The following is a 12,474-nucleotide window of genomic DNA, read 5'->3' as shown; positions in this document are numbered from 1 at the left end:
CATCCGAAACGGATTATTGGATTATTCATTTGGAGATGGGGGAGCATCAGTAATTTTATCGAACATTGAACGAATTGAAGTTCTTAGGGGTCCTGCTTCGGTTCTATTTGGTCAGGGCGCTCCCGGTGGGACAATCAACATTGTCACCAGACAACCCCAGCGTGAACCATTTTATTCGGTGGAAGCGTCTGTTGGAAACTATAGCTTTTACCAGGGTGCAGTTGATTTAACGGGGCCGCTGAACGATTCAAGGACAATCCTATATCGCCTGAATGCCTCTTACGAACATGGCGATAGCTTTGTTGATTTTCTGGATCGAAATATTTTTGGCGTGGCAGGTGCTTTAAGGTTTGAGATTGGCGATCAGACTGATCTCACCTTGAATGTGGAGTACAGCGACATCAATCAAGGATGGAACCCCGGTCTTCCCGCTAGAGGAACGGTACTACCAAACCCAAACGGAGAGATTCCCCGCAATCGTAATATTGCGGACGAGAGTAGTGAGTTTGATCCAGAGATTCTTCGAGTTGGGTATGACTTAGAACACTGCTTTAGTGAAAACTGGTCGTTGCGAAATTCCTTTTACTTTACCGACTCATATTACAGAAATAGAAACCTTTACGCTTTGAGAAGCTTGGACCCCGATCTAAGAACGGTACAGCGTGCCGTCGATGATGCTGATTCTTACGGTCAAGCCTTCGACCTGATCACGAATGTTGTTGGCAGATTTTCCACAGGTTCGATTCAGCATCAGCTTCTATTGGGTGCAGATTTGCGACGAATCGAGACAGAGGATTTTATAGGAGGAGCCTTTATTGCAGCACCCCTTGACCTTTTTGATCCAGTCTACAGTTCAGAGAGATTCGATCTGGACGGAGCGCCTTTCGATCGTACCGGATTAACCGATTCTGTAGGGATCTATGTTCAAGATCAAGTCACCCTCACAGATAATCTCAAACTACTATTGGGCGGTCGATTTGATTATTTTGAGCAAACGGATCGAAATTTAACCGAGGATACTGAGACATTCCAATCTGGAGATGCCTTTAGTCCCCGTTTGGGCATTGTCTATCAACCGATTGAACCCATTTCGCTCTATGCCAACTGTAGCCGCTCGTTTACTCCAGCTATTGGGCGATCCGGTGATAATGAGCCATTTGAGCCGGGACGTGGTACGCAATATGAGATTGGCATCAAAGCAGATATTAACGATGGCCTCTCTGCGACGCTAGCGCTATATGATCTGAAGCGCACGAATGTTACTACTCGCGATCCAGATAATCCTAATTTTTCGATTCAAACCGGCGAACAAAATAGTCGTGGCGTTGAATTGAACGTTGCCGGAGAGATTCTTCCAGGATGGAATATCATTGCAGGCTATGCTTATACCGATGCCCGAATCACAGAAGACAACACCTTTGAAGTAGGGAATCGTTTGAACAATGTGCCAGAACATGCTTTCAATATATGGACAAGCTACGAAATTCAAGCAGGTGATTTGTAAGGGTTGGGCTTTGGAATCGGACTGTTTTATGTAGGCGATCGCGAGGGAGATTTGGACAATACATTTGCGCTACCCAGTTACCTTCGCACAGTTCAGGCCTCGCTTCTTGAGATGATTGAAGAATTCGCGTGCCACATCATCCCGTTCGTTGGGTTTGATTTGGGCAATCGCTTTTTGTAATTCAGGTTCCATTTGCTGCGGAGGAATGCGGTCGGGATGGAACGAGCGACGAAATAGAGAGTGGCGTTCTTCTCTAGAAGACCGACGGGCAAAATCGTCGAAGTTGTCGTATTCGTTACCAGAACTGGCCGTATCATCATCCAGCGATTCCACATTCCCCTGGGCCAGATCGTCCATGATCTGACGCTTATACTCATTGCTGCTAGGCATTGGTTTTACCTCACGATTTTCAGAATTTCAATTAATCGAAGTGTTCTAGTGCTATTCAGTCGGGTTTAACCAACAGGCTGGTACTCGATTTGCTTGGTCGTGTTGTCATAGCGAGCTTTGAGAATTAGCTTTTTGTCGGGGGCATACATCAACACGTTTAAGTCCCGGTTAGGAAAATTGCGGTGAAATCCCTGAGCTAGAGACCTGGCAAGATTACGAACTTCATTCGGCTTCACCTGAGGTGAAATGACTACACCCAGTTTGTCATCGTCCCGCACGTAGGCATCTTTGACTAAACCATGCGCCGTCTGCACAACCCAGTCGGCAAAGTTTTGACCCACAGCGGTATCGCCTCGCTCTAGCTGATTGTAGCTATTGTAGCTAGCGGTGCCACTGGGTTGGTAAGATGTACGATCGGTTTGAACGGCTCCGGCACAGGCACTCGTAACCGTCAAGATAAATACTAAAGAGAAAGCAACCAAAACGCCGCGAATTCTGTGGAATAGATTCACTTTAACCTCCAATCTTATTGCTTGACAGACTTAAAGAGTTAAAACTCTGGTGTTTTAGTTCGTAGTTCTAAACCTAGAAAAAATACTTTCTATAGCCATCCTTCAGAAGTCATATTACATATGAAAATTACTCGACTTAGCAAATCTAATAGCAGAGACTGGAGAATCCTGAAGTGGCGAGAATTCAATTGTTTTAGACATTTGTTGGCAATGGCAGATGGCCTATTTTTGCGCAGGAATTTCAGCCTAAGTGAAATTCATCGAATTTACAAAAGTTTGCACAGTCAGTGTAGATAATTTATCTAGCTATCCTACTGCAGCAATAAATCATTTTGGAGATAAAAACAGCCGTAAGTTGCTTCAAAGGATAGAGGGTGAAGCGAAGCTGAAGTTGGTAACGTGAGTAAGCGATAGAAAATACAGTCCGTAGAAAGCTTGGGTGCATAGGCAGTCATTGGACAATTACAGATAAGCGTTACCTGAAAAACAATAGAATCAACGGCAAGCGTGCTTTTGGCTTCACATGTCCATGGAACAATGCATTTAAGCAATTTAACGACGGATTACTAGATAGAGAGCATTATTCATCTGTAATAAGTAATGCACCTGATTAAGCAGCTGAAGCAATCGCTTGAGGGCGCATCTCGGATATCTGGCTTGCCGTTCGCGAGATAGGGGCACTGCCAAGATCGCCAAATGATCTCGCCAAATGATCAATGTAGGAGGACAAAACATGGTTTTAGGTTCTAATCAAACGAGAAATCATCACAGACGGGCTGTGGGTACATTCCATGTGGATCTAGACAAGATTGCGGCCCGAACGCCGGGATTCGCTGGTGCCGATCTAGCTAATTTAGTCAACGAAGCTGCCCTGCTAGCTGCCCGCCAAAATCGCGATGCAGTGACAATGGCCGATTTCAATGAAGCGATTGAACGAGTCGTGGCTGGATTAGAGAAAAAATCGCGCGTATTGAATGAGGTCGAGAAGAAAACTGTCGCCTATCACGAAGTTGGACATGCGATTGTCGGGGCGCTGATGCCCAGTACCGGAAAAGTAGAGAAAATCTCGATCGTGCCGCGTGGTGTCGGTGCATTGGGCTACACAGTGCAGTTACCCGAAGAAGACCGCTTTTTGATGATTGAAAGCGAACTGCGCGGTCGGATTGCCACACTGCTAGGGGGACGCTCAGCCGAGGAACTGATTTTTGGTGAAGTTTCGACTGGAGCTAGTGATGATATCCAAAAGGCCACAGATCTGGCCGAACGGGCCGTGACGCTCTACGGCATGAGCCATGAACTGGGTCCAATCGCCTTCGAGAAAAGCCAGCCGCAGTTTTTAGAAGGCTACAGCAATCCACGTCGTTCTGTGAGTCCGAGGGTGGCCGAGGAAATTGATCGGCAAGTAAAGGAAATTATTGATGGTGCTCACCAGATAGCATTCCAAACTCTTCAGCATAATCGAGCCTTGCTAGAGGAAACGGCACAAACCTTGCTGCAAAAGGAAATCTTGGAGGGTGAGGAATTGCGCTTGTATCTGGATCGGGCAGAGGCTCCCGCAGGGTTGTCCCACTGGTTGCGGGGAGGCAAATTGGAAGTTGAACTGCCTCTGCAAGCTCTTCCTGCTATGCCCCAGTTGTGAACACTGGGATTATGAACTGCTTGACCCAAAAAGAAATCTGCCTATGAATAATTCGATGAACCAAACTTGTTGGCTTCTACGATGATGAGCGGCTATTTTCTCAGAAATGCCCAACAGCAAATATTGCTGGAGCAGGCGCTACCGGCAGGTAAAGTATCGCAGACAGAGAACAAGCAGTGGGAGATTTCTCTATTTGTATCAACACCTCTCTCATTGATACCAATCGTTAATACCAATGATTAAATAAACAGGAAACCCAACCGTAGACGGCATGGTACTACTGAGAGAGTAATGGGTTGTGTCGCAAAGTAATGCAGCGTTATTGTCCATTTTGCGATAATCGATTGCTGCGTCATGTTCGACGAAACAGCATCTATTGGTTATGCAGCCACTGCCGACAAGAGTTTCCGCCAGAGTTTGTGGACCGTTTACCGTCGGAATCGTTACCAGAATGCGATCGTTTACCGCTACAACGCAGATTGTCACCTGTATGGGTCGAATTTGGTGCTGGTTAAGCTAGGCAAAATAGTTATGCTAGACAACAATAGGTTGATGCATCCAATCAGTTTGGTTCGGAAGCAGGAAACAAATTTTTCGAGAGAACCGAACTTTACAGCATCCCACAGCGACTGACTCACGGATTAATCTGAAATTAGAGAGGCTGAATCAAACACTTCAACTGAAGTTACTTCGACTGAACTATCTAATTAAACAACGAAATGGAGGTGAATGATATGTCTCTAATTCGTTGGCAACCCGGGTAGGCAAATAGCCATTTTCTAAACTCGATAAGCGCTGGGCTTCCGGACTGGCGTAGAACTGGGCCACTCGCAGGGCCGCTTCCGGATGGGCAGTTGATTTTGCCACACCCAACCCCCAACCGCCCAAACAGGCCGCGCTCGTTAATCCGGGCGCATGCACCATTGTTTTGATGGCAAACTTGCCTTTAATCGGCGAATCATCGGCGTTGCTGAGCGGATAGGCATAGGGCCAGTTGTGCATAAACGCAGCTTCACCAGCCTGAAACAGACGGCGGGCATCTTCGTGCTGGTAGTTGCTCACTCCCGGTGGCGACACGCCCTGCTCGATGGTACGACGCAAAAACTGGACCGCCTCAACGGCCTCTGGACGGTCTAACCCCACTTCTAACGTCTTGGGATTGACCCAAAAGCCACCATAGCCCGCCAGCACATCGACAAAAACGGCAGTTAGTCCTTCAAACTGCCGCCCCTGCCAAACATAGCCCCATTTAGTCGTGCCTGCCTGCTGAAGCTGCTGCGAGGCTGCAATCAAATCGTCGAAGGTTTCGGGGGGTTGAATGCCTGCCTGCTCTAGCCAATCTTGCCGATAAAACAAAAGCTGCGCATCAGAGCGAATTGGCAACCGATACAGCCTGCCGTTGTAGCGTCCTCCGTCCAAGTCTGCGGGCATAAAATCGGCCAGATCGGCAGCAGGAATTTGATCGCTCAGGTCGAGCAGCCAGCCCGCGGCGGCAAACTTGGGCAGCCAGACTACATCCATCATCACCAGATCGTAGGGCGAGCCGCCCAACAAAAACGACGTGGTGTAGAGGTCTTCGATGGCATTCGAGCCGGTCGGGCCTTCGATTACATCGATTTTAATATCGGGATTTTTCGCTTCAAACGCCGCCACCAAACTCCGCCCCTGCTCCGCATCCAAAGCCGAAGTCAGCATAGTGAGATGAATCGGCGGCTGAGGCCAAGCCACTAGATTCCCCAGCACCACAGCGGTGCAACAAAGAATTGCTAGTCCGATCAGATAGCGACGACGGGAGAACCAACTTCGCAAGTTCAACACAGCAGCCATTTCATGTCAGTTGATGTTAGTTGAGCACAAGTTGAGCACAAAGATACAAGTAACGGTTGCTACCCAGGAGAATGCTAGTCAATTATGCAATTCGCTTCAATTGGGCGGAAACAGCAGTAATAAATTGTCACTATTTTGCATGATTCGCTTTTAATCTCAAACCGCAACTTAAACTCCCTAGAAAACACTCGTTTAGCCTATTAAATCAACTAATTGAGAGACACGATTTAGTAGAGTTCTTAATATTTACAGTGGTTTTAGTTGCAGATTGAAAATTTAGCGATTGTTTTAATTTCAATTACTTTTCAAATTTATCTGACCCAGTCAATCTGCTCAGACGAACATCGTAGTCGTCAAGCTCAACTCAACCAAATGAAAAGCCACTCAACGTCAAAAAACCACCATTTGAGCCAAAGCCAATAATTTATTTTATAAAAAGAATTTTTGGCTCTTCCTGCTGCTGTCGGAGCGTCAAAGCCATAGACACTAATGGTTTAACGCTGGTTTAGCGCAAAACAGTTCTTACCAAAATATTAATCCAGGCTTCGGGAAGCACCAAGCCGCCCAGAAATCCCGGTAAGCTGGCCAGAATAATCACCAGAAATCCCAGGTATTGGCCCACAAGAATATGCCGCACTCGGAAATTCGCATTTACTTGAGAAAAAAAGATCGTTAGAATCACGATGTCATCCAGATTAGTGGCGATAAACGACGTGATGCCTTTAATCAGTGCAGCAGACAGCTCATTCATGGCCGAAACGGCGTCACTCCTCAATCTGTGATGGTAGAATTCGGCTCACACGCATCAGGTAGCCAATCTCGATTAGCAGGGTGATCACCATCACTCCTCGGTCAGTGAGGGTTTGACTAGCCCACAGAGTCATTACTCCTAACCCAATTAATACATAGGGAACAAATTAGTTGCCATATTGCGTTAGCATGTCTGCAACCGTCGGTAAACGAGTTAACTGATAGGCAGCCTAACACCAAACGCCGACCAAGGCGAAGAAAATCGACAGAATCATCTCCAGGGTTTCTCAAGTGCAGTGGGCGAACAGCGGCAGATAAATTCTCACATTATCGCTGCCGTTGGCAACTGTCAAAGCGGCTACACCATAGGCTACACCGCAAATGCTGAGCTAAAACTTCCCCAAATGAGAGACAATTAGGCTTTAAGCCATGTAGACTTTGAAGGAATTGAGTGGACATAAGCCCCTTATTCTTTTTACTCTTTGCTAAAGCGTTTTGTTCAAGCATCTGTTCAAGCATCTGTTTAAACATCCTGCTGTAAGGTTAGAAGTTCTCAACTAGCAGGCAATCATCAGAAATGGTGTGCTTTCACCCTTCCTACTCTAGGAAGGACAATTCATAGAATCAAATACTCTTTTTTGTCAAAACGATAAAGTAAATTGATGCAAGCTGATTTCTATCCCAAAAATGGGTTTGTCATAAAATGAAGTATTCCCATCAGTTAAAAGCATAAAAAATAATCATGGAGTGGGAAGCTGGCAGTTTTATAGAAGCGAAATTTTGGAGTAGACCGGAGTCAGAGTAATTACACGCATACGAAACACCCCTCTACTGAACTGATCACTAAGTACCTCGGCATAATTAAAAACCAGATTCAAAATGCTGCACGGGCGGCGCAGGGTTTTGGGTTTTATGTTTAATTATGCTCACCTACTTAGCTCGTTGAATTTGATATAAATTCTGACTTCTAACTCCTGTCTCCATCAACAAAAATTTCAATCCAAATCGATGAAAACAGATCTATTTCTTGCCAGTCGAATTTTGTCACTGCTGCTGGGGTTGATGATTTTTGCCAGCTTTTTCGTGATTGTCCATGCTGGTGAGCGAGGTGTGTTGATGCGGTTTGGGCAGGTGCAGGAGCAAGTACTCGATGAAGGGATTCATCCGATTATTCCCCTTGTCAATACCGTCGAGAAACTAACGGTGCGTGTGCAAAAGCAAGAAATTTCGACCGAGGCATCCTCTAGAGACCTCCAGGATGTATTTACGGATGTGGCACTCAACTGGCATATTATTCCGGAACAGGCTAACTTACTGTTTCAGCAGATTGGCAATATCGATGCGGCCATTGAGCGGATTATTACCCCGTCGATTCAAGAAGTATTAAAAGCGCCACTCTCCGCACGCCACGCCACTGCTTGAAGTCCACGCCCGAATGGCGTCATCGCAACCCCACAGCACTCGATCGCCCTTGAGCGAGAACGACGGACGGTTCGAAGTGAATCCGGAGCTTGCCAGCACTGCCACGGCGGCAACAGGCGACACGCTCCAAAGTTCGACACCCGACTGCGGCGTCACGACGAGCATGCGAGTGCCATCAGATGACACATCCCATATCTGGTTGCCCTGAATCGCAGAGCGATCCATCTTAACAAGAGTCTCGCCCCCGGCCTCACGAAGAAGACAGCCGTCAGGAGTGGTCACAATGACATGGCGACCAGAAGAGGACACGCGCGCGCCGGAGCCGCCCCCAGGGCCCTTGGCGTGCTCGGTCCAGCTTCCATCCCGCAATGACACCGTGCGTTCGGTCCCGTCTGGGTGCACGATTTGCAAGATCTCGCCACCCTGCGCGAAGCCGATCGGCTGGCTCCCGGGCGGCACTGGTTGAGAGAGCACACTTGGCACCCGGGCGTACAACTCGGCCAGAGCCCATGCTGCCTGAAGCTGCCGCGGACTTCCCTTGAACAGGACCGAAGCGTTCGCGGGATCCGCGCCGGCGGCGATCAGTTCTGGCCAGAGCTGCTTCTCGGCTCTGACGAGATTGCCAGCGTTGCTTTCGGTCCTGCCCCGCTCGATATTGCTGACGAAGAGGGCTTCGGCGAGGAGCTCCTTTTGCGAGGACAGCCGGACCGATGCCCACGTCATGCCCAAAGCGATGACACACAGGAGCGCCACTGCCACACTCGCCAACCCGAAGGCAATTCGGTGGCGGAATGCCAGAGACTTCAAGGTCTCGACAGTCCCGGGAAGTCGAGCGCTCACCGGTCGGCCGTCGATGAGGCACACGATGTCCTCCTGCATGGCGGCGGCCGACTGGTACCGGCCTTCCGGTCGCTTTGCCAGTGCCTTGGCGACAACCGCATCGATGTCCGCCATGCCGGGCACACGTTCGGGGAGCAGGCGTCCCAGCGGAGGCGGAGCGGCCTCGATGACGTCACGGATCACGACCTCGAGCGGTCGATGAGAATCGAACGGTCGCCGGCCGGCGAGCACTTCATACATCACCACGCCCAGCGAGTAAATGTCGGCCCTGATGTCTACCCGCTCATCCAGCGCGGAGAGTTGCTCCGGCGCTGCGTATGCCAGTGTTCCGGAGAAGCCGCCCGTGAGCGTGGCACGCGCCAGGTCGTGCGCTCGCTTCGCGACGCCGAAGTCGACGATGCGCACCTCGCCATCGGGCCGAACAAGGATGTTCTCCGGCTTCAGATCACGGTGCACCACGCCGTGAGCGTGGGCGTGGTGCAGTGCCTCGGCGACCAGCGACAGCGCCCGCAGCTTTGCGCGCAGGCACTCGCGGGCCGAACGGTCAGCCGGGTCCGCGCTCAGGGATGCCGCCCACTCGTCAATGGGAACGCCGTCGATGTACTCCATGATCAGCGCGCAGCGGGTATCGCGGAGGCGCTCACAGTGCAGCACGCTCACAATGCCCGCGTGCCGCAGACTTGAGGCCAGTTCAACCTCGCGCTCGAAGCGGCGGCTTCGTGCGTCGTGCTCACCGATGGTGTCCGCAGTTTCACCGGATTGTGAGATCACGATCAAAAGGTCATTCTCGTTGAGTACCGGATCGCGGTAGCGGAATTCGGAGGCATAATCAACGTCGACCGGAACACGCGCCAGTTTTTCGATCATATACTTGCCGGCAAGCCCGGCATGCCAAGATGTTCCGCAGGCAGCGATCTTTATTGAGGAGATCGAGCGGAAATCCTCTTCCGAAATGTCCATCTCATCAAGATAGACGCGTCCTGTGTCAAGCGAAACACGGCCCTGGACGGTATCTCGAACCGCGCGTGGCTGTTCGTAGATCTCCTTCAGCATAAAATGCTTGAAGCCGCCTTTCTCAGCCATTATCGGATCCCAGGTTATCCGCTGCTGTTTGGGTTCGACCACGTTGCCGTCAAAATCGGTAACGCGGACGCTTTCTTTGGTGAGCACTGCAATCTCCCGTTCGCCAAGATAGAAAACATCTCGGGTGTGCTGTAGGATCGCGGGTATATCCGAGGCAACAAAGAACTCACCGTCTCCGAGCCCGACCACGATCGGTGCGCCCTCGCGAACGGCAATTACGGTGTCCGGTTCATCGACCGAGATGATCGAGAGCGCGAATATCCCGCGCAGTTCCGCAACCGCCTTGCGCACGGCAAGTTCAAGCGAAAGGCCCTCTTTTTCAGCAAAATACCCGATCAAGTGAGCGACCACTTCCGTGTCTGTCTCTGTCTTGAATTCATGACCTTCGGCCGCCAAGCGCTCTTTAAGAGTGAGATAGTTCTCGATAATGCCGTTGTGGACAACGACGATCTTGCCGGTTTGGTCGCGGTGCGGATGGGCATTTTCTTCGGTCGGTCGCCCGTGCGTTGCCCATCGAGTGTGGCCGATACCGTATGTTCCATCAAGCGGGGCAAGCCGGATCGCTTCTTCAAGATTCCGGAGCTTGCCTTCCGCGCGTCGTAACTCAAGGCGCCGCTCTTCATCGACCACGGCGATGCCAGCCGAATCATAACCGCGATATTCGAGCTTTCTGAGCCCGTCGATTATCAGCGGCACAACCTGTTTATTTCCAACGTATCCAACGATTCCACACATATTAAAGCGAATCAGTTCTCATCTTTTGAAACATTCTTGTCGAGGCTTTTTATCATTCTCGCCGGAGCTCCGACCGCAAGCTTGTTGGGTTCGATGTCTTTTGTGACGACACTTCCAGCACCTGTAACTGCACCGTCTCCGACCGAGACGGGTGCAACAAGCATCGTATCCGAGCCGATCTTTGCATTCTTACCGATGTGGGTCTCGTGTTTGCGAACACCATCATAGTTGCAGGTGATCACACCGGCACCGATATTCGTGTTCTCTCCTATAGTTGCATCGCCGAGATATGTTAAATGGCTTGCCTTTGAGCCTTCGCCGAGCACGGTCTTCTTCATCTCGACGAAATTCCCAACCTTGGAACCGGGCCGCATCACCGCATTTCCGCGAAGATGTGCCATCGGGCCGACAGCACAGTCATCACCGACCTCCGAATCTACTATTAGACAGTTATCGCGGATCTCAACATTTCGGCCAATACGGGAATTTACTATTCGCGAACCCGGACGAAGGACACATCCATCGGTAAGTGCCGGTCGCATCAAAGCAGGCACCGCTGTTCCTGCGCTGGTTCAAGCACCGATGGGGCAAGGCTTAACCTCTTGTTTCATCGAGAACTTCTAGAAATATGCTATGACAGAAGCACCCTCACGAAGCTAGGTCGATGCTGCGGCTGAGTCTGCGGATCTGAGTCTTTCAAACCAGTGGCTGACCGGCAATTGTTTGGCTTCAGGCTGCACAACTCGCAGTGAATTCGATAGGCTAGAAGGTAGATTTTCGTTAAGTTCATAGCCGCTGACCTCGTATACCGAAAGGAAAGATAGAGTCATGGGACTATTCGACCGTGTAAGCCGCTTGCTGCGAGCCAATATTAACGACGCTATCAGTAAAGCAGAAGACCCAGAAAAAATTCTGGAACAGGCCATCATCGATATGCAGGAAGACCTGGTGCAGTTGCGTCAGGCGGTTGCCACTGCGATTGCCAGCCAAAAGCGAACTCAGCAACAGTATGCTCAGGCTCAATCAGAAGCGGACAACTGGCAACGTCGTGCCCAGCTAGCCCTGCAAAAGGGTGATGAAACTCTGGCCCGCGAAGCCCTCAGCCGTAAGAAAGTACAGGTCGAGACGGCCACAGCCCTCAAAACCCAACTTGATCAGCAAAGCGGTACGGTTGAAACCCTTAAGCGTAATCTGATTGCCCTAGAAGGCAAGATTTCGGAAGCTAAAACCAAGAAAGACATGCTCAAGGCTAGAGCCAGTGCCGCCAAAGCCAATGAGCAGCTCCAAAAAACCGTGGGCAATTTGGGAACTAGCACTGCCATGTCAGCTTTTGAGCGGATGGAAGAGAAGGTGATGCAAATGGAGGCCCGTTCCCAAGCTGCCGCTGAACTGGCTGGAGCCGATCTAGAAAGTCAATTTGCCCAGTTGGAATCCGGCAGCGATGTCGATGAGGAATTGGCCGCTATGAAGGCTCAGCTTTTAGGAGGTGCGGCACCCAATCAGGCCCAGCTTCCCAGCACTTCAACTACCAGCGCTCCGCCCCAGGATGCAGCAGTCGATGCGGAACTAGAAGCCCTCAAGCAACAGCTTGATCAGCTCTAAGCCAAGCCCAAAACTGCTGAATCGATCTACTTTTGCCAACCTATTTAATTGAATTAGCCATTTAGTCGGCGGTGGAGTGATGCATGAAGTATCTTCCACCCTTTTTTATGATGTGTGCGCCTGTTCGCTTACCTTCGATAGGGTTTTGTCTAGCTATTCCAGTGATTGCA

Annotated in this window: 12 protein-coding genes; 5 read left to right on the top strand and 7 right to left on the bottom strand. The window is 50.1% G+C overall.

Features of this window, described 5'->3' with window-relative positions; all coding sequences use genetic code 11:
* Nucleotide 1: 1 nt before the first annotated feature.
* A complete protein-coding gene (locus JVX88_RS27890; RefSeq protein WP_315875362.1) occupies nucleotides 2-1,504 on the top strand; it encodes a TonB-dependent siderophore receptor in 1,503 nt (500 codons plus the stop codon).
* A 69-nt stretch (nucleotides 1,505-1,573) separates the two neighbouring features.
* On the opposite strand, the gene JVX88_RS27885 is transcribed toward JVX88_RS27890, so the two are convergent.
* Together JVX88_RS27885 and JVX88_RS27880 are read right to left on the bottom strand one after the other, a co-directional pair.
* The gene (locus JVX88_RS27885; RefSeq protein ID WP_211621821.1) at nucleotides 1,574-1,894 is read right to left on the bottom strand and encodes a hypothetical protein; all 321 of its coding nucleotides are present in this window, start codon (nucleotides 1,892-1,894) and stop codon (nucleotides 1,574-1,576) included.
* A gap of 65 nt (nucleotides 1,895-1,959) precedes the next feature.
* Nucleotides 1,960-2,406, bottom strand: a complete 447-nt coding sequence (locus JVX88_RS27880) for a hypothetical protein (protein WP_211621820.1) — start codon at nucleotides 2,404-2,406, stop codon at nucleotides 1,960-1,962.
* Nucleotides 2,407-3,139: 733 nt separating this feature from the next.
* On the opposite strand from JVX88_RS27880, the gene JVX88_RS27875 reads away from it, so the two are divergent.
* Both JVX88_RS27875 and JVX88_RS44480 read left to right on the top strand, forming a co-directional pair.
* Entirely contained in the window at nucleotides 3,140-4,045 is a 906-nt protein-coding gene (locus tag JVX88_RS27875) for a hypothetical protein (RefSeq protein WP_410503734.1), read from the top strand.
* Between the two features lie 66 nt (nucleotides 4,046-4,111).
* Nucleotides 4,112-4,288, top strand: coding sequence for a DUF760 domain-containing protein (locus JVX88_RS44480; protein ID WP_225931193.1), 177 nt, complete (start codon nucleotides 4,112-4,114; stop codon nucleotides 4,286-4,288).
* Nucleotides 4,289-4,744: 456 nt separating this feature from the next.
* Here JVX88_RS44480 and JVX88_RS27865 read toward each other — a convergent pair whose 3' ends face one another.
* Both JVX88_RS27865 and JVX88_RS27860 read right to left on the bottom strand, forming a co-directional pair.
* A complete protein-coding gene (locus JVX88_RS27865; protein ID WP_211621817.1) occupies nucleotides 4,745-5,872 on the bottom strand; it encodes an ABC transporter substrate-binding protein in 1,128 nt (375 codons plus the stop codon).
* 505 nt (nucleotides 5,873-6,377) lie between these two features.
* On the bottom strand, nucleotides 6,378-6,623 hold the full coding sequence (locus JVX88_RS27860) for a cadmium resistance transporter (RefSeq protein WP_211621816.1): 246 nt from the start codon (nucleotides 6,621-6,623) through the stop codon (nucleotides 6,378-6,380).
* Nucleotides 6,624-7,630: 1,007 nt separating this feature from the next.
* Here JVX88_RS27860 and JVX88_RS27855 point away from each other — a divergent pair.
* Nucleotides 7,631-8,044 carry an SPFH domain-containing protein gene (locus JVX88_RS27855; protein WP_211621815.1) on the top strand — a complete coding sequence of 138 codons (414 nt, stop codon included), beginning with the start codon at nucleotides 7,631-7,633 and terminating at the stop codon, nucleotides 8,042-8,044.
* Here the strand turns inward: JVX88_RS27855 and glmS are convergent.
* From glmS to JVX88_RS27840, 3 genes are all read right to left on the bottom strand, one after another.
* Entirely contained in the window at nucleotides 8,006-10,702 is a 2,697-nt protein-coding gene (gene glmS, locus JVX88_RS41180) for a glutamine--fructose-6-phosphate transaminase (isomerizing) (RefSeq protein ID WP_263975279.1), read from the bottom strand. The genes JVX88_RS27855 and glmS overlap by 39 nt on opposite strands.
* Before the next feature lie 11 nt (nucleotides 10,703-10,713).
* A complete protein-coding gene (locus JVX88_RS27845) occupies nucleotides 10,714-11,256 on the bottom strand; it encodes a DapH/DapD/GlmU-related protein (protein ID WP_211621813.1) in 543 nt (180 codons plus the stop codon).
* A 102-nt stretch (nucleotides 11,257-11,358) separates the two neighbouring features.
* Nucleotides 11,359-11,532, bottom strand: a complete 174-nt coding sequence (locus JVX88_RS27840) for a hypothetical protein (RefSeq protein ID WP_211621812.1) — start codon at nucleotides 11,530-11,532, stop codon at nucleotides 11,359-11,361.
* On the opposite strand from JVX88_RS27840, the gene JVX88_RS27835 reads away from it, so the two are divergent.
* Nucleotides 11,531-12,304 carry a PspA/IM30 family protein gene (locus JVX88_RS27835; RefSeq protein WP_036005588.1) on the top strand — a complete coding sequence of 258 codons (774 nt, stop codon included), beginning with the start codon at nucleotides 11,531-11,533 and terminating at the stop codon, nucleotides 12,302-12,304. The genes JVX88_RS27840 and JVX88_RS27835 overlap by 2 nt on opposite strands.
* Nucleotides 12,305-12,474 lie beyond the last annotated feature (170 nt).

The organism is Leptolyngbya sp. 7M (genome assembly GCF_018128485.1).
The sequence above is the reverse complement of the archived record's forward strand: the minus strand, read 5'-3'. Positions and strand labels throughout refer to the sequence as shown.